This window comes from Streptomyces sp. NPDC048671, assembly GCF_055587045.1.
The window spans coordinates 17,572-35,042 of the sequence record NZ_JBVJHB010000031.1 but is presented as its reverse complement, the minus strand read 5'-3'; the positions used below and the strand labels follow the sequence as shown (position 1 = coordinate 35,042).

The 17,471-nt window shown below is 70.5% G+C and carries 9 protein-coding genes and 1 tRNA gene; all 10 read left to right on the top strand.

Translation table 11 applies throughout. The features are described from left to right. Nucleotides 1–253 precede the first annotated feature (253 nt). The 10 genes from ACZ6S6_RS37265 (at nucleotide 254) to ACZ6S6_RS37220 (ending at nucleotide 17,195) form a co-directional block, all read left to right on the top strand. Complete coding sequence (locus tag ACZ6S6_RS37265; protein WP_469709460.1) at nucleotides 254–727, top strand: ATP-binding protein; 474 nt, start codon at nucleotides 254–256, stop codon at nucleotides 725–727. A 282-nt stretch (nucleotides 728–1,009) separates the two neighbouring features. Continuing rightward, complete coding sequence (locus tag ACZ6S6_RS37260) at nucleotides 1,010–3,445, top strand: sodium-translocating pyrophosphatase (protein ID WP_469709458.1); 2,436 nt, start codon at nucleotides 1,010–1,012, stop codon at nucleotides 3,443–3,445. Nucleotides 3,446–3,765: 320 nt separating this feature from the next. Then, a complete protein-coding gene (locus tag ACZ6S6_RS37255; protein WP_362965841.1) occupies nucleotides 3,766–4,452 on the top strand; it encodes a small secreted protein in 687 nt (228 codons plus the stop codon). A 142-nt stretch (nucleotides 4,453–4,594) separates the two neighbouring features. Beyond that, the gene (locus ACZ6S6_RS37250) at nucleotides 4,595–6,109 is read left to right on the top strand and encodes a DUF7059 domain-containing protein (protein WP_469709456.1); all 1,515 of its coding nucleotides are present in this window, start codon (nucleotides 4,595–4,597) and stop codon (nucleotides 6,107–6,109) included. Nucleotides 6,110–6,715: 606 nt separating this feature from the next. After that, nucleotides 6,716–6,913 carry a hypothetical protein gene (locus ACZ6S6_RS37245; RefSeq protein WP_362965837.1) on the top strand — a complete coding sequence of 66 codons (198 nt, stop codon included), beginning with the start codon at nucleotides 6,716–6,718 and terminating at the stop codon, nucleotides 6,911–6,913. A gap of 424 nt (nucleotides 6,914–7,337) precedes the next feature. Next, nucleotides 7,338–10,226 carry a type I DNA topoisomerase gene (gene topA / locus ACZ6S6_RS37240; RefSeq protein ID WP_469709454.1) on the top strand — a complete coding sequence of 963 codons (2,889 nt, stop codon included), beginning with the start codon at nucleotides 7,338–7,340 and terminating at the stop codon, nucleotides 10,224–10,226. 301 nt (nucleotides 10,227–10,527) lie between these two features. After that, nucleotides 10,528–13,878 carry a dTMP kinase gene (gene tmk, locus ACZ6S6_RS37235; RefSeq protein WP_469709452.1) on the top strand — a complete coding sequence of 1,117 codons (3,351 nt, stop codon included), beginning with the start codon at nucleotides 10,528–10,530 and terminating at the stop codon, nucleotides 13,876–13,878. Between the two features lie 272 nt (nucleotides 13,879–14,150). Beyond that, on the top strand, nucleotides 14,151–15,356 hold the full coding sequence (locus ACZ6S6_RS37230; RefSeq protein ID WP_469709450.1) for a DNA polymerase III subunit delta': 1,206 nt from the start codon (nucleotides 14,151–14,153) through the stop codon (nucleotides 15,354–15,356). A 101-nt stretch (nucleotides 15,357–15,457) separates the two neighbouring features. After that, on the top strand, nucleotides 15,458–17,002 hold the full coding sequence (locus ACZ6S6_RS37225; protein WP_469709448.1) for an alpha/beta hydrolase: 1,545 nt from the start codon (nucleotides 15,458–15,460) through the stop codon (nucleotides 17,000–17,002). Nucleotides 17,003–17,121: 119 nt separating this feature from the next. Then, nucleotides 17,122–17,195 (top strand) — tRNA-Thr (locus tag ACZ6S6_RS37220). Nucleotides 17,196–17,471 lie beyond the last annotated feature (276 nt).

Below are 17,471 nucleotides of genomic sequence, written 5' to 3'. Positions count from 1 at the left end.
TCAGCCGTCAGCCGTCAGCCGTCAGCCGTCAGCCGTCAGCCGTCAGCCGTCAGCCGTCAGCCGTCAGCCGTCAGCCGTCAGCCGTCAGCCGTCAGGCAGCGGCCGAATGTTGTCCGGACATCATCCGTCGGGCCGGTGTCCGGCGGGTGCCGGGCAGGTGCGCCGGTCGGCGGTGTCCGGAAGGAAGAGCGCAGGAGTGCCGGGCCACCCGCCCGGTTCCTGGGATGCACACACGTACGTTCGAGGGGATCGCATGGCCACCGTTGAACTTCGCTTCAGCGCCCAGCCCGAACACGTCAGAACGGCCCGCCTCGTGGCGGCCGCCGTGGCGCGCCGGGCCGGGGTCGACGAGGCCGTGCTCGACGAGGTCAGACTCGCCGTGGGAGAGGCCTGCAGCCGCGCGGTCGGGCTGCACCGCAGCCATGGCATCACCGCTCCCGTCACGGTCGTCCTGACCGAGGAGGGGAAGTCCTTCTCCATCGAGGTCGCCGACGAGGTGCCGGGCCCCGGCAGCGACGGGGCCGTACCCGGCACGTCCGGACGCGGCGGCGCCACGCCCGGGGTGGGACCGGATGAGCCGGAACCCGATCCGGAGGGCGACGGCGAGGACGAGATGGGCCTCGCGGTCATCAGCGGCCTGGTCGACGACGTGGAAGTCAGATCCGGCGCGGACGGCGGAGTCATCCGGATGAGCTGGCCGAAGACGCCGGCGACCGTACTGCCCTGAGCGGGGCGCGTCCCGGGGCGGTTCGGCCGGCCCGGTGGCGTGGGCGTTCAGCCCTGATCAGTTTTTCGAGGCCCTGCTGAGCAGGGCCTTTTTTCATTTCTGCTTGATCAGTGATCTATGGACAATGCATCTGCCCCATTACTGCATTCGGTCCAGTCGGCAGAGGTGATCAATTGCCGTTCGGTGGATGAAGGTCAATTACATTTACCGCGCACTGTTTTGATCGTGTTCTGCTACCTACAATCCGTCCACGTCTTGAGCGCTGAGCGTCAAGGAGGACGTATGGCGGGGTTCGGCACCACACCACTGGCAGAACTGACGCAGTTTTCCGCACTTTCCGACCCACCCACCACTCTCGCGGCAGCGGTACTCACCGATGACAACCGTGTCATCGTGATCGTCGTCGCGGTCGTCGCCGTCGCGGCACTACTGGTCGCCCAGCTGCTGGCACGCCAGGTGCTGGCGGCCGGTGAGGGCACCGACCGCATGAAGGAGATCGCGGGGGCCGTCCAGGAAGGCGCAAACGCCTATCTGGCAAGGCAGTTGCGCACGGTAGGCATCTTCGCCGTCGTGGTCTTCTTCCTGCTTCTGCTTCTTCCGGCCGACAACTGGTCGCAGCGAGCGGGCCGTTCGGTGTTCTTCCTGGTGGGTGCGCTTTTCTCGGCGGCCACCGGATACATCGGGATGCGGCTCGCCGTTCGGAGCAATGTGCGGGTGGCTGCCGCCGCGCGTGAGGCGACTCCCGCGGAAGGCGAACCGGAAAAGGATCTCACCGCCGTTTCGCACAAGGCAATGAAGATCGCATTTCGTACCGGCGGCGTGGTCGGCATGATCACCGTGGGCCTCGGCCTCCTGGGCGCTTCCTGCGTGGTGCTCGGCTATGCCGCCGACGCGCCCAAGGTGCTGGAGGGCTTCGGGCTCGGTGCGGCGCTGATCGCGATGTTCATGAGGGTCGGCGGCGGCATCTTCACCAAGGCCGCCGATGTTGGTGCCGACCTGGTCGGCAAGGTGGAACAGGGCATTCCGGAGGACGATCCGCGCAATGCCGCCACCATCGCCGACAACGTGGGTGACAACGTCGGGGACTGTGCGGGCATGGCGGCCGACCTCTTCGAGTCGTATGCCGTGACGCTGGTCGCCGCGCTCATCCTCGGCAAGGCCGCATTCGGTGACGCGGGGCTGGCCTTTCCGCTGATAGTGCCCGCGATCGGCGTGATCACCGCGATGATCGGCGTCTTCGCGGTCGCCCCGCGGCGCAGCGACCACAGCGGGATGACCGCCATCAACCGCGGGTTCTTCATCTCGGCGGTCATCTCGCTCGTCCTGGTGGCGGTCGCGGTCTTCGTCTACCTGCCGTCCTCGTACGCGGATCTGGACGGTGTCACCGATACGTCGATCACCTCGCACGGCGGGGATCCACGGCTCTTCGCCCTGGTCGCCGTTGCCATCGGCATCGTGCTCGCGGCCCTGATCCAGCAGCTGACGGGGTACTTCACCGAGACAAACCGGCGCCCCGTCAGGGACATCGGCAAGTCCTCGCTGACCGGAGCGGCCACCGTCGTACTCGCCGGCATCTCCATCGGGCTGGAGTCCGCCGTCTACACCGCGCTGCTGATCGGGCTCGGCGTCTACGGGGCGTTCCTGCTCGGCGGCACGTCGATCATGCTGGCGCTCTTCGCGGTGGCGCTGGCCGGTACCGGGCTGCTCACCACCGTCGGGGTCATCGTCGCCATGGACACCTTCGGTCCGGTCTCCGACAACGCTCAGGGCATCGCCGAGATGTCAGGCGACGTCACCGGCGCCGGTGCCCAGGTCCTCACCGACCTGGATGCCGTCGGCAACACCACCAAGGCCATCACCAAGGGCATCGCCATCGCCACCGCCGTTCTGGCGGCGGCGGCGCTCTTCGGCTCCTACCGTGACGCGATCGCCACCGCGGTCGACGACGTCGGCGCCTCGGCCGGGGAGATGGGGCTGAGCCTGGACATCTCGCAGCCCAACAACCTGGTGGGCCTGATCGTCGGCTCGGCGGTCGTCTTCCTCTTCTCCGGTCTGGCCATCAACGCGGTGTCCCGGTCCGCCGGGGCCGTGGTCTACGAGGTGCGCCGGCAGTTCCGCGAGCACCCCGGGATCATGGACTACACCGAGAAGCCGGAGTACGGACGCGTCGTCGACATCTGCACCAAGGACGCGCTGCGCGAGCTGGCCACGCCCGGTCTGCTGGCGGTGCTGGCGCCGATCGCGGTCGGCTTCAGTTTCGGGGTGGGGGCGCTCGGTTCGTATCTCGCCGGCGCGATCGGCACCGGGACGCTGATGGCGGTCTTCCTCGCCAACTCCGGTGGTGCGTGGGACAACGCCAAGAAGCTGGTCGAGGACGGGCATCACGGCGGCAAGGGGAGCGACGCCCATGCCGCGACGGTCATCGGTGACACGGTCGGCGACCCGTTCAAGGACACGGCCGGGCCGGCGATCAACCCCTTGCTCAAGGTGATGAACCTGGTGGCGCTGCTCATCGCGCCCGCGGTGGTGAAGTTCAGCTACGGCGAGGACGCGAGCGCCGGGGTGCGCGCGGTGGTGGCCGCACTCGCCATCGCGGTCATCGTCGGTGCGGTCTACGTCTCCAAGCGGCGCGGGATCGCCGTGGGGGACGAGGGCGACTCCGGAGGCGAGGGCGGGGGCAGCTCGGCCAGGCCGGCCGACCCGGCGGCCGTTCAGTGAGCCGGTTCTCCGAGGAAACCCGCGTCGGCAACGCTCCGGGATACCCCAGCCGGACCGCGTGAGGTCAACGGACGAACGAATGGGCGAACGGACGGGCGGGCGGGGCATTCTGATGCTTCGTCCGCCCGTTGGGCTGTCCGAACGAGTGCTTGTTCGTTCAGGTGTTCCCGTGCTTGGGGGCCGTGTGGGTGAGTTGTATCTCCCATGTTTCGCTTGGTGCAAATGGCTTCAAAAGGTCACCCATGGGACGCCGGGCGCCCGGATGAAGGGCGCTCGCCGTGTAAGTTCCGGGGCCGAGAGCCTTGGAAGGGACCACTCCGGTGAACAAGAAGCTTGCGGCCGCGCTGTCCGGCGGTGCGGTACTGGTACTTACGCTGTCGGGCTGCAGCGACGACAGCGACAACAAGGTGAACGACTGGGCCAAGAAGGTCTGCGACCAGGTCCAGCCCCAGCTGCAGAAGATCGCGAACGCCAACGCCTCCATCCAGCAGCAGACCGCCGACAACAGCAAGCCCGCCGACGTCCAGGAGACCGACTCGGCCGCCTTCCAGCAGATCTCCCAGGCCTACAAGGCGCTGGGCTCGGCGGTCGACTCGGCGGGCCCGCCGCCGGTCGACGACGGTGAGACCACGCAGAAGGAGGCCGTGAAGGAGCTCAACGCCTCCTCCGTGGCCTACGCGAATCTGCAGAAGAAGGTCGATGACCTCGACACGAAGGACCAGGCGAAGTTCGCCGACGGCCTCAAGGGCATCGCTGACGAGCTGAACAAGATCAGCACCAACGGTGACCAGGCGCTGAAGGAGCTCCAGTCCGGCAAGGTCGGCACCGCGATGGCCAAGCAGGAGGGCTGCCAGAAGCCGACGGCCTCGGCATCGCCGTCGGCCGACTCCTCGAAGTCGGCCTCGCCCTCGAAGGACTCGAAGGACTCCGGGGAACCGAAGGACTCGAAGGACTCGAAGGCCTCGAAGGAGGCGTCCTCTGCCGCCTCGCCCAGCGAGAAGTCGTAACCGGGCAGCCCCCGGCCGCGGCCGCGTACCCCGAACGAGCAGCTGTACGACCGCCGCCCGGCGGCCGTGCGACCGGCCCGGCGGCCCCTGACGGGTCGGCGGGCCGCTGCCGTTGTCAGTGGGAGCCGCCACAATGGGTCATGTGAGTAAGACCAGCCTTCCCGCACCCGACCATGCGACCCGGCTCCGCGAAGCCCTGCTCGCCGCCGCCTTCACCGCAGACGGGCTCCTCGACCTGCTCGGTGCGCCCGCCTACGCCGCGCTCGCCCGCAGCGAGACCGTTCCGGCGCTCCGTGCCACCCGGGGGGACGCGCCGCTCGACACGCTGGTGCGGCTCTTCCTCCTCCAGCGCCCGGTTCCGGCCGGGCGGGCGGCTGCCGTGCTGCCGCTGCCGGAATGCGTGGCGGACGGCTGGCTGACCGAGTCGGACGGCGAGGTGCGCGCGTCCGTCGACGTGCGGCCGTACAGCGGGCCGGACGGCCAGGACTGGTTCATCGTCTCCGACCTGGGCTGCGCCGTCGGCGGCGCGGGCGGCATCGGCTCGCACGAGGAGGGCGTCGTCCTCGGCATCGGCGGCGCGTCCACCACCCTCGCCGGGATCACCGTCCGCAGACCTGTCGCCTCCGCCCTCGACATCGGTACGGGCTCCGGCATCCAGGCGCTCCATGCCTCGCAGCACGCCACCAGGGTCACCGCCACCGACCTCAACCCGCGCGCACTCGGCTTCACCCGGCTCACGCTCGCCCTGTCCGGCGCCGCCCCGGCCGATCTGCGCGAGGGTTCCCTCTACGAACCCGTCGCCGGCGAGACGTACGACCTGATCGTGTCCAACCCGCCCTTCGTCATCTCGCCCGGCGCCCGGCTCACCTACCGTGACGGCGGCATGGCGGGCGACGACCTGTGCCGGACCCTGGTGCAGCAGACCGGCGACCGGCTGAACGAGGGCGGGTACGCCCATTTCCTGGCCAACTGGCAGCACACGCAGGACGAGGAGTGGCAGGACCGGCTGCGTTCCTGGGTGCCGCACGGCTGTGACGCCTGGGTCGTGCAGCGCGAGGTCCAGGACGTCACGCAGTACGCGGAGCTGTGGCTGCGCGACAGTGGCGACCACCGCACGGAGCCCGCGGAGTACGCCGCGCGGTACGACGCCTGGCTGGACGAGTTCGAGGCCAGCGGGACCAAGGGCGTCGGCTTCGGCTGGATCACGCTGCGGAAGTCCGCCGCAGCGGCCGCCGGGGCCCCGTCGATCGTGATCGAGGAGTGGCCGCACGCGGTGGAGCAGCCGCTCGGACCGGCCATCGAGACGCACTTCGCCCGTCAGGACTATCTGCGCGACCAGGACGACGCCGCGCTCCTGGCCGGCCACTTCACCCTTGCCGCCGAGGTCATGCAGGAGCAGGTCGGGCTGCCGGGCGCGGAGGATCCCGAACATGTGGTGCTCCGTCAGAATCGCGGTATGCGACGCGCGACGAAGGTCGACGCGGTCGGCGCCGGATTCGCCGGTGTGTGCGACGGATCGCTGCCCGCGGGGCGGATCCTCGACGCCATCGCCCAGCTGATGAACGAGGACCCGGTGCTGCTGCGCGACCGCACCCCGCAGGCCATCCGGCTGCTGGTCGAGGAGGGCTTCCTGGAGCCGGTGCCCCCGGCTGGGTGACCCGATAGAGCCGGGTGACCCGCGTCGCGCCGGATGACCCGATCGAGCTACATAACCCGATCGGGCCGGACGCGCCATCGCCCGGCGCGACGCGGATCGTGATCAGCCCGCTGTGGGGCGCCTCCCGCACGGGGGATGCCTCCCGCACCGGGGACGCCTCCCGCACGGGGACGTCTCGGCGCGGGGCTGCTGAGCCCCCGAAACCGGGCTCCGCTCTGATTCGGCCGCGCACTGCCGTATGTACTGAACGGCCTTGCCATCAGCGTCTTCGCGCTCCGCGCTGCATGTCTGCTGCTCGGTCCGCGGGTTCCGTTTCGGGCTCTGCCCGGGTTGGCCGCGGTCGGGCTCGCCGCGGCGGCGGGGTGCGCCGCGTTCGGCCTGGCGCCGGCCCACGCCGTCGAAACAGCACGTGAGTTGTCCGTCGTCGGCCGCACGTACGGATGACGTATTCACGGCCCGGACCCGCTGTTCACCCGGGGTTCGCGTCGCCGACGTTCCGTGGTGCGAGCCTCCCCCGAAACGGTGCGACACGAAGCCGTACGGCGCGGTGTGACCCGCGGGTACCCACCCCGGTCCCGCGCCGGGGGGACAGAGAGGCGTACGGACATGGAGAGCGGACCTGCGATCTTCGCCGGAACGGCATTCGCGCTGTTCGGTGCCGCGCTGCTGCTGTGGACGGGGGCGTGCGTGCTGCACCGCGCGCCGGTGGCGCACAGGGTGAGCCCAGTCGCCTCCGCCGCACTCGCCACTGTGTTCGGCGTAGTTTTCCTCGTCCTCGGGGTGTGGTGCTTCACATACGTCTGAAGCACCTGTTTCAGACATGCGTCTGAAAAGCCCGTCGAAGTACCGGTTTGAATACGCGCCCGAACACGTCTCTGAACGCGCCTCTGGACACGTGCCTGAACGTGCGTCCGAATCTGCCGTGAACCGCTTGCCGCCCTGGGCCGGCCCGGAACACGCCCGGACTGCCCGCACCTCGCCCCCGGCATCCGCAGGGCGGCCACAGCGCCTCCGAAACCCGCAGGCAGCGGCCCTGTGCGCGACGGACCGAGCGGGCCGGGCGGCAGGAAAGGCGGAAGTCGGGTTACCGTTCGAGTGGCCGTTGCGGGCTTTTGCCGTTTGACACGGGGGCGGGTTGTACCGTCACACTCCGCAGCGACAGCACTGTCGGCAGCGCGATCGCGCTGCCCGGATGCCCACCGAGCGTCGACCGGAGAGAAGAGCGAAGTTGTCCCCGACCAGCGAGACCGCACAGGGCGGCCGCCGACTCGTCATCGTCGAGTCGCCTGCCAAGGCGAAGACGATCAAGGGCTATCTCGGCCCCGGATACGTCGTCGAGGCGAGCGTCGGGCACATCCGCGACCTCCCGAACGGCGCCGCGGAGGTGCCGGACGAGTACACCGGCGAGGTGCGTCGGCTCGGCGTCGACGTCGAGAACGACTTCCAGCCCATCTATGTCGTCAATGCCGACAAGAAGGCCCAGGTCAGGAAGCTCAAGCAGCTACTGGCCGAGTCGGACGAACTCTTCCTCGCCACCGATGAGGACCGCGAGGGCGAAGCCATCGCCTGGCACCTCCAGGAAGTGCTCAAGCCCAAGGTCCCGGTCCACCGGATGGTCTTCCACGAGATCACCAAGGACGCGATCCGGGCAGCCGTCGCCAACCCGCGCGAGCTCAACCAGCGCATGGTCGACGCCCAGGAAACCCGCCGGATCCTCGACCGCCTCTACGGCTACGAGGTCTCGCCGGTCCTGTGGAAGAAGGTCATGCCGCGCCTGTCGGCGGGCCGTGTCCAGTCCGTCGCCACCCGCCTCGTCGTCGAGCGGGAGCGCGAGCGCATCGCCTTCCGCTCCGCCGAGTACTGGGACCTGACCAGCACGTTCGCCACCGGCCGCACCGGTGACGCCTCCGATCCCTCGACGCTCACCGCCCGCCTCAGCGCGGTCGACGGGCGCCGTATCGCCCAGGGCCGCGACTTCGGTCCGGACGGGCAGCTCAAGTCCGGCTCCGGCCAGACGCTGCACCTGGACGAGACGAACGCCCGCGCCCTGGCCGCCGCGCTCGCCGACTCCGCGTTCGCCGTACGGTCCGTCGAGTCGAAGCCGTACCGCCGTTCCCCGTACGCACCCTTCCGCACGACGACCCTCCAGCAGGAGGCGAGCCGGAAGCTGGGCTTCGGGGCCAAGGCCACCATGCAGGTCGCGCAGAAGCTGTACGAGAACGGCTTCATCACCTATATGCGTACCGACTCCACGACCCTCTCGGACACCGCGATCTCCGCGGCCCGTGCCCAGGTCACGCAGTTGTACGGGGCGAATTACCTGCCGGACAAGCCGCGTACGTACGCCGGCAAGGTCAAGAACGCGCAGGAGGCGCACGAGGCGATCCGCCCCTCCGGCGACCGTTTCCGTACCCCTGCCGAGACCGGCCTCACCGGCGACCAGTTCCGGCTCTACGAGCTGATCTGGAAGCGGACCGTCGCCTCCCAGATGAAGGACGCGGTCGGTAACTCCGTCACCGTCAAGATCGCCGGCCGGGCGAGCGACGGCCGGGACGCCGAGTTCTCCGCGTCCGGCAAGACGATCACCTTCCACGGCTTCATGAAGGCGTACGTCGAAGGCGCCGACGACCCGAACGCCGAGCTCGACGACCGTGAGCGCCGGCTGCCGCAGGTCACCGAGGGCGACGCGCTGACCTCGGACGAGATCTCCGTCGACGGCCATGCGACGAAGCCGCCGGCCCGGTACACCGAGGCCTCGCTGGTCAAGGAGCTCGAAGAGCGCGAGATCGGCCGCCCGTCGACGTACGCCTCGATCATCGGGACGATTCTCGACCGCGGATACGTGTTCAAGAAGGGGACGGCGCTGGTGCCGTCGTTCCTCTCGTTCGCCGTGGTCAACCTGCTGGAGAAGCACTTCGGCCGGCTGGTCGACTACGACTTCACGGCCCGCATGGAGGACGACCTCGACCGCATCGCACGCGGTGAGGCCCAGTCCGTGCCGTGGCTGAGGCGTTTCTACTTCGGTGCGACCGCCGGGGACGAGGCGGCCGGTGCCGGAAAGGCCTCCGACGCGGGCAACGGCGACGGCGACCACCTCGGCGGGCTCAAGGCGCTCGTCACCGACCTCGGTGCCATCGACGCCCGCGAGATCTCCTCGTTCCCCGTCGGCAACGACATCAAGCTCCGGGTCGGCCGGTACGGCCCGTACATCGAGCGCGGCGAGAAGGACTCCGAGGACCACCAGCGCGCGGACGTCCCCGAGGACCTGGCGCCCGACGAACTGACCGTCGAGTACGCGGAAGAGCTGCTGGCCAAGCCGAGCGGCGACTTCGAACTCGGTGCGGACCCGGTCAGCGGGAACCAGATCATCGCCAAGGACGGGCGCTACGGCCCGTACGTCACCGAGGTGCTGCCCGAGGGCACCCCGAAGACCGGCAAGAACGCGGTGAAGCCGCGGACGGCCTCGCTCTTCAAGTCGATGTCGCTGGACACGGTGACGCTGGCCGACGCGTTGAAGCTGATGTCGCTGCCGCGCGTCGTCGGTGAGGACGCCGAGGGTGTCGAGATCACCGCGCAGAACGGCCGCTACGGCCCGTACCTGAAAAAGGGCACGGACTCTCGTTCGCTGACCTCCGAGGACCAGCTCTTCGACATCACGCTCGACGAGGCGCTGGCGATCTACGCCCAGCCGAAGCAGCGCGGCCGGGCCGCGGCCAAGCCGCCGCTCAAGGAACTGGGCACGGACCCGGTGAGCGGGGCGCCGGTGGTCGTGAAGGACGGTCGCTTCGGCGCGTACGTCACCGACGGTGAGACGAACGCGACGCTGCGGTCCGACGACAGCGTCGAGGAGATCACGCCGGAGCGCGGGTACGAGCTGCTCGCCGAGAAGCGGGCCAAGGGGCCCGCCAAGAAGAAGACGGCGAAGAAGGCCCCGGCCAAGAAGGCGACCGCGAAGAAGGCGCCGGCGAAGAAGGCGGCTGCGGCGAAGAAGACGGTGGCGAAGAAGACGACCGCGTCTGCGTCCGCGGCCAAGAAGACCGCGGCGAAGACGACTGCGGCGGCGAAGAAGTCCGCTTCCGCTTCGGCCTCTGCGGCGGCGCCGTCGACGGAGGAGTGACCTCGCGGGGTTTCTGAACGCCGGACGGGCTGGGGGTTTCTCTCCAGCCCGTCCGGCGTTTGTTCTGTGGTTCGGGGGCGTGGGTGGGGGCCGGTGTGGGCGGGGCGCCTGCGGCGGGCCCTGTCCCCTCCCCGCCCCTTCCCGTAACCGGGGCTCCGTCCCGGACCCCGCTCCTCAAACGCCGGAGGGGCTGGTAGGGCGGGCTCGAATCGGGGGTGGAAGGGGGTGGGTGTGGGTGCCCGGCGGTCGTATGTTCGGACGCGGGCCCCGGGCACCGGTCTGCTCCCGATAGGCTGGGCGGATGACGCGAGCCGAGCAGCCAACGGTCGTGAGCCCCACCTCCGACACACTTGCCGCAGACTCACGCGAGCGCGCCGTACGAGCCCTGTTGCGTATTCCCCCGCTGAAGCGGTTGTGGAGCGCCCAGCTCGTCGGCGGTATCGGCGACGCACTCGCCCTACTCGTGCTGGTGTTGCTGTCGCTGCAAGCGGCGGTCCTTGAGGGCTCATTCGGATCCGGATACCGCGGGGCGGCCTTCGCCGTCGCCGCCGTGTTCGGTGCCCGGATTATTTCCACCTTGCTCTTCGGAGCCGTACTTCTTGGGCCGTTGACGACCCTGACGGCGCCGGGCGGGCCGATCGACCGGCGATGGCTGATGATCGGGGCGGACGGGCTGCGGCTCGCGCTGCTCGTCGTCGCACCGCTGTGGATCGACTGGATGCCCGACCGGGCACTCATGATGATCCTGATCACCGTCTTCGTCACCGGCGTCGGCGAACGCCTGTGGCGGGTCGCCAAGGAGAGCGCCGCTCCCGCGCTGCTGCCCGCCCCGCCCATCGAGGGCGCCGCGGTCCGCCCGCTGCCGGACCACCTCGGCGCGCTGCGCCGGCTCTCCCTGCGCACCGACTTCGCCGCAGTCCCCGTCGCCGCGGCCGTGCTGCTGGTGGCCACGCTGGTCGGGAATCTGCTGGGCTCGGGCCTGGACTGGTTCTCCTTCCACCAGGCGGCCCTCGGCTCGTACGTCGCGGCCGGGCTGTTCTCCGCCTCCATCTCCATCCTGTACTTCCTGGAGCTGCCCGGTACGCCCACGCCCCGGCCGCACTCCCCCCTGGAGGGGCTGCGCCGGCCGTCCACCGGCAGTGGGCCGGACAAGGGCCGCACCGGTGCCGTCCCGCTGATCGTCGCGACCTGCGCCGCTGTCGCCGGAGCGATCGCGGCCGCGGGAGCCGCCGCCGTACTGCACGCCACCGACCTGGGCGGCGGCCCCGTCACCCTCGCGCTGCTGATCCTCGCCCTCACCGGCGGTACGGGGGCCGGCATCCGCACCGCCGGCAAGGTGCTGCCGACGCTGTCGCGGCGACGGCTGCTCTCCCTGGCCACCGCCGTCACCGGAGTCGCGCTCCTGGCGATGGGCCTGGTGCCGGACACGACGACCGTCGTGCTGATCGCGGTGCTCGCCGGATACGCGGCGGGCGTCGCCGCGAACACCGGCCATGTCCTCGTCGACCAGGAGTCCGAGGAGTTCCGCCGGGCCCGGACCACCGAACACCTCCAGGCCGTCGTCCGGGTCCTGATCGCGCTCGGCGCGGTCGGGGGCCCGCTGCTGGCCGCCGCCATAGGCACGCACCGGCTGACAGCGGGTGACTTCGTCTTCGCGCACGGCGGTGCCGCTTTCACCCTGATGCTGATCGGCGCCCTGCTGCTGCCGGTCGCCGCGATCGTGCTCGCGAAGACGGACGACCGTTCCGGAGTGCCGCTGCGCCGTGATCTGCGCGAGGCGCTGCGCGGCGGCGATCCGGCCGTCGCACCCGCCGCGACCGGCTTCTTCCTCGCCCTGGAGGGCGGCGACGGAGCCGGCAAGTCCACCCAGGTGGAGGCGCTCGCCGACTGGATCCGGGCCAAGGGCCATGAGGTCGTCGTCACCCGGGAGCCCGGGGCCACGCCCGTCGGCAAGCGGCTGCGGTCGATCCTGCTCGACGTGTCCTCGGCCGGGCTCTCCAACCGTGCCGAGGCGCTGCTGTACGCCGCCGACCGTGCCGAGCACGTCGACTCGGTCGTGCGTCCGGCGCTCGAGCGCGGCGCGATCGTCATCTCCGACCGCTACATCGACTCGTCCGTCGCCTACCAGGGCGCGGGCCGCGATCTCGCGCCGACCGAGATCGCCCGGATCTCGCGGTGGGCGACGAGTGGGCTCGTACCGCATCTGACGGTGCTTCTGGACGTGGACCCGGAGACGGCGCGCGAACGGTTCACCGAGGCGCCCGACCGGCTGGAGTCCGAGCCGTCCGAGTTCCACGCCCGGGTGCGCGCCGGCTTCCTGACGCTGGCCGCGGCCGACCCGACGCGCTATCTCGTGGTGGACGCCGGCCAGGACCCGGAGTCGATCACCACGGTCGTACGACACCGGCTCGACCAGCTCCTTCCGCTCTCCGAGGCCGAGGTCAAGGCCCTGGAAGCGGCACGCAAGGCCGCCGAGGAAGAGGTCAGGCGCCTCGCCGAGGAAGAGGCGGCGCGCAAGGCCGAGGAGGAGCGCCTGGAGCGCGAGCGGCAGGAACAGCTCGCCAGGCTCCGTGCCGAGGAGGAGGAGCGCAAGCGCCAGGAGCTGGAGGAAGCGCGCCGCCGCGAGGCTGAACGCCAGGCGGAGGAGGCCCGGCAGCGAGCCGAGGAGGCCCGCCGGATCGCGGAGGAGCAGCGAGCCCGGCTGGAGGCCGAGGAAGCTGCCCGCGAGGCTGAGCAGGCGCGGCTGCGCCGCCAGGCCGAGGAGGAGGCGCGGCAGCGTCAGGAGGCCGAGGCACGGCGTCTTGAGAAGCAGCGCAAGGCCGAGGAGTCACTGCTGAGGGCCGAGGCGGCACGCCGTCAGGCCGAGGCCGAGGCGGCTGCCGCGGCCGAGACCGCGCGTGCGGAAGCCGCCGCCGCCGAGGCGGAAGCAGCGGAGGCCGCGGCGGCAGCGGAGACGGCTGCGAGGGCTTCCCGGGCGTCCGGGTCGTCGTCCTCGTCGTCCCCGTCGGGGTCGGGGTCGTCCTCTTCGTCCGGGTCGTCCGGGTCGTCCGGGTCGTCCGGGTCGTCCGGGTCGTCCGTGCCGGACAACGAGCTGACGGTGCCGACCCCGATCGTCAACCCGAACGAGATCACTCAGCCGGTTCCTTCCCCGGTGGAGCCGCCGTCCGGTTCCACCCGTTCCCGTTCCCGTTCCTCGTCCGCCACCTGGCCCTCAGACGAGGCCGAGACGACGATGATCCCGAAGGTCACCGACCCGGACGAGCGCTCCGGCGGGCGGGACGCGGCAGGTGCGATGGACGAGACGACGGTGCTCCCGCCGGTACGGGACGTGGGTCGCGGGTCCGTGCGGGACGCCGATCCGGCCGACCGGGTACCGCGGGGCATATTCCGTGACGAGCACCCGGCAGGCTCCGTACCGGAGCGCGAGAGCGAGCGCACCCGCGAGCTCCCGCAGGTCACCGACCCGCACGCGCCCCAGCAGCCTGCTCCGGACCAGCAGGGGCGCTCCGGCCGCCCGTCCCGGCGGCCCCGCCCCGACTGGGCGGAGGAGACCCCGCTGGACGATCTGCCGACGCTGGCGGACGAACTGCTCGGCGACCACGACGACGAGGGCCCCGCATCCCCGGGCCGGGGACGTCGCCCGCGCCGCTGATCCGGTAGGTACGGGAGCCCCGGGCGCCTGGTGGTGCCCGGGGCTCCCGGCGCGTTCCAGGGCGCTTGCCGGTCAGCCGGTCACCTGGTTACCGGTCAGCCGGTCAGCCGGGACGCTGCCGGGAATGTCAGACCCGTCCCCCACAATGGGAAGCCGGATCGACGAGAGTCACGGCAAGAACCAGGGCAAGATCCACGACGAGCCACACAGGGCCGAGCCGCCGTTCCACGGAAGGGCAGCGCGGCCGCACACCACCGGAAGGGCGGTGACCCATGTCCGTATGGGACGACCTGGTCGGCCAGGACCGGGTGCAGGAGCAGCTCGGCGCCGCCGCCCGGGACGCCGACGTGCTGGTCTCCGCCATCTCGGCGAGAGAGCCGGTGCCGTCCGGCTCGCGGATGACCCATGCCTGGCTGTTCACCGGCCCGCCGGGCTCCGGACGGTCCACCGCCGCCCGCGCCTTCGCCGCCGCTCTGCAGTGCACCAGCCCGGACCGCGCCCTGGGCGGGGCGCCGGGCTGCGGTTTCTGCGACGGCTGTCACACCAGCCTCATCGGTACGCACGCCGATGTCGACGTGATCCGTACCGACCTGCTCTCCATCGGTGTGAAGGAGACCCGAGAGCTGGTCCGGCGCGCCCAGCTCTCCCCGGCCGTCGGACGCTGGCAGGTCATCGTCATGGAGGACGCCGACCGCCTCACCGAAGGCGCGGGCAATGTTCTGCTGAAGGCGATCGAGGAGCCCGCGCCCCGTACCGTGTGGCTGCTCTGCGCGCCCTCACTCGAAGACGTGCTGCCGACGATCCGTTCCCGCTGCCGTCACCTCACGCTGCGCACCCCGTCGGTCGAAGCGGTCGCCGACGTCCTGATCCGGCGCGACGGCATCGACCCGGAGCGGGCCGCGGCCGCCGCCCGCGCCACCCAGGGCCACATCGGCAGGGCCCGCCGCCTCGCCACGGACGAGCGGGCCCGCTCCCGCCGTGCGGCGGTCCTCAAACTGCCGCTGCGTGTCGAGGACATCGGCGGCTGCCTCAAGGCCGCGCAGGAGCTGATCGACACCGCCACCGACGACGCGAAACAGGTCGCCGAGGGCGTGGACGTCAAGGAGACGGAAGACATGAAGGCCGCGCTCGGCGCGTCCGCCGGAGGCCGGATGCCGCGGGGTACGGCCGGGGTGATGAAGGACCTGGAGGACAAGCAGAAGCGCCGCAAGACCCGTACGCAGCGCGACAGCCTCGATCTGGCGCTCACCGAACTGACCGGCTTCTACCGCGATGTGCTCGCTCTTCAGCTGGGATCCCGGATCGCCATCGCCAACATCGACGCGCAGGACTCCCTCGACCGCATCGTCCGCTCGTCCACCCCCGAGCGGACCCTGCGCCGGATCGAGGCAGTGATCGCCTGCCGCCGTGCGCTGGACCGCAATGTGGCCCCGCTGCTCGCGGTGGAGGCGATGACGATGGCGCTGCGGGCGGGCTGACGTAACGAGTCCGGTGGCCGTCGCGGTCCGGCGACCGGCACCGAATCACCCGAATGGGCAGGGAATCGGGCGAGTCGTCACCCGGCGGCTACGCTCCGGACATGGACACCAGGCGCCCGCTCCGCACTCTCGCCCTCGCGCTCGGCACTGCCGGCCTGCTCATCTCAGGCTGCAGCAGCGGAAGTTCGACGACGAGCGCCTCCTCGTCCATTCCTTCGGCCACCGCCTCCCCGGTCCCCGCTGGGCTGAAGGCGTTCTACGGGCAGCATCTCAGCTGGCGGGACTGCGGTGTCACCGGATTCCAGTGCACCACGATGAAGGCGCCGCTCGACTACGCGAAGCCGGACGGCGACGAGATCAAGCTGGCGGTCTCCCGCAAGAAGGCCACCGGGCCCGGCAAGCGGATCGGCTCCCTGCTGGTGAATCCGGGCGGCCCCGGCGGATCGGCCATCGGCTATCTCCAGGGCTACGCCGCGATCGGCTACCCCGCCCAGGTGCGGGCCCGCTACGACATGGTGGCCATCGATCCGCGCGGGGTGGCGCGCAGCGAACCCGTCACCTGTCTCACGGGTCCGCAGATGGACGCCTACACCCAGGTCGACCAGACGCCGGACGACGCGGGCGAGGTCACCGCGCTGAGCGGTGCGTTCAAGAAGTTCGCCACGGGCTGCGAGCAGCGCTCGGGGGAGATCCTGCCGCATGTCTCCACCGTCGAGACGGCGCGTGACATGGACATCCTGCGCGCGCTGCTCGGTGACGACCGGCTGAACTACGTCGGGGCCTCGTACGGCACGTTCCTGGGCGCGACGTACGCCGAACTCTTCCCCGCACGGGCCGGGCGGCTCGTCCTCGACGGCGCGATGGACCCGTCGCTTCCCTCGGTCGAGATGAACCGCGACCAGACCGCGGGGTTCGAGACGGCGTTCCAGTCCTTCGCCGGTGACTGCGTGAAGAAGGCGGACTGCCCGCTCGGCACCACGTCCACGTCGGAGGCCGCGAACAGGCTGAAGCAGCTCTTCGCCGACCTCGACGCCAAACCGATCGCCACGGGCGACCCCCGCAAGCTCGGCGAGTCCCTCGCCACCACGGGCGTCATCGCCGCCATGTACGACGAGACGGCCTGGCCCCAGCTCCGCGAGGCGCTCACCGCCGCCCAGAAAGGCGACGGCTCCGGCCTCCTCTCCCTGGCGGACAGCTACTACGAACGCGAGCCCAATGGTTCGTACGCGAACCTGATGTATGCCAACGCGGCCGTGAACTGCATCGACCTCCCGCCCGCCTTCACCACCTCCAAGGCCGTCACTCAGGCACTCCCCGCCTTCGAGAAGGCCTCCCCGGTCTTCGGCAAGGGCTTCGCCTGGGCCTCCCTGAACTGCGCCTCCTGGCCGGTCCGCGCCACCGGCACCCCGCACCGCATCAAGGCGGAGGGCGCGGCCCCGATCGTGGTGGTCGGCACCACCCGGGACCCGGCCACCCCGTACAAGTGGGCCAAGTCCCTGGCCGGCCAGCTCTCCTCCGGCACCCTCCTCACGTACCAGGGCGACGGCCACACGGCGTACGGCCGCGGCAGCGACTGCATCGACACGGCGATCAACACGTACCTCCTGGAGGGCACCCCGCCGAGCGACGGCAAGAAGTGCTCCTGACCCCACCCACCCCGCCGCTGACCTGCGGCTACGCCCCGGCGACAGGCCGGTACGGAGCACCCTCGGAAACTGTGTAGACTTGGGCCCGCTGCTGATCGCACCATGGTGTGACAGGGCGCGCCGCCTTAGCTCAGTTGGCCAGAGCAACGCACTCGTAATGCGTAGGTCTCGGGTTCGAATCCCGAAGGCGGCTCGGAATTACCCCAGGACTCACTCGCCGTGACCTGGGGTTTTTTCATGCCCGGGGCATGCCGAAGTGCACGCGCTCCCCACACGTGTCGCCTCCCGATTACGCCGAGCAGCCTCATCTCGGGAGAGGGCGCTGAGCACTTTTGTTGTACCCGGCTGAACAGATACGAGGGTACGCCGACGACTGGGAGCGACAGGTCCTTGGCAGTGGGCCGAGGGCGGCGCGAAATGTCGCTGAAAGTCCGGTGTACTGACACCGCGTTGGCTACCTAGAGTTGTA

Excerpts from the sequence above, each read along its gene's own strand:
- ACZ6S6_RS37265 (WP_469709460.1), top strand. The coding sequence starts at position 254 with ATGGCCACCGTTGAACTTCGCTTCAGCGCCCAGCCCGAACACGTCAGA.
- ACZ6S6_RS37245 (WP_362965837.1), top strand. The coding sequence starts at position 6,716 with ATGGAGAGCGGACCTGCGATCTTCGCCGGAACGGCATTCGCGCTGTTC.
- tmk (WP_469709452.1), top strand. The coding sequence starts at position 10,528 with ATGACGCGAGCCGAGCAGCCAACGGTCGTGAGCCCCACCTCCGACACA.
- ACZ6S6_RS37260 (WP_469709458.1), top strand. The coding sequence starts at position 1,010 with ATGGCGGGGTTCGGCACCACACCACTGGCAGAACTGACGCAGTTTTCC.
- ACZ6S6_RS37230 (WP_469709450.1), top strand. The coding sequence starts at position 14,151 with ATGTCCGTATGGGACGACCTGGTCGGCCAGGACCGGGTGCAGGAGCAG.
- ACZ6S6_RS37225 (WP_469709448.1), top strand. The coding sequence starts at position 15,458 with ATGGACACCAGGCGCCCGCTCCGCACTCTCGCCCTCGCGCTCGGCACT.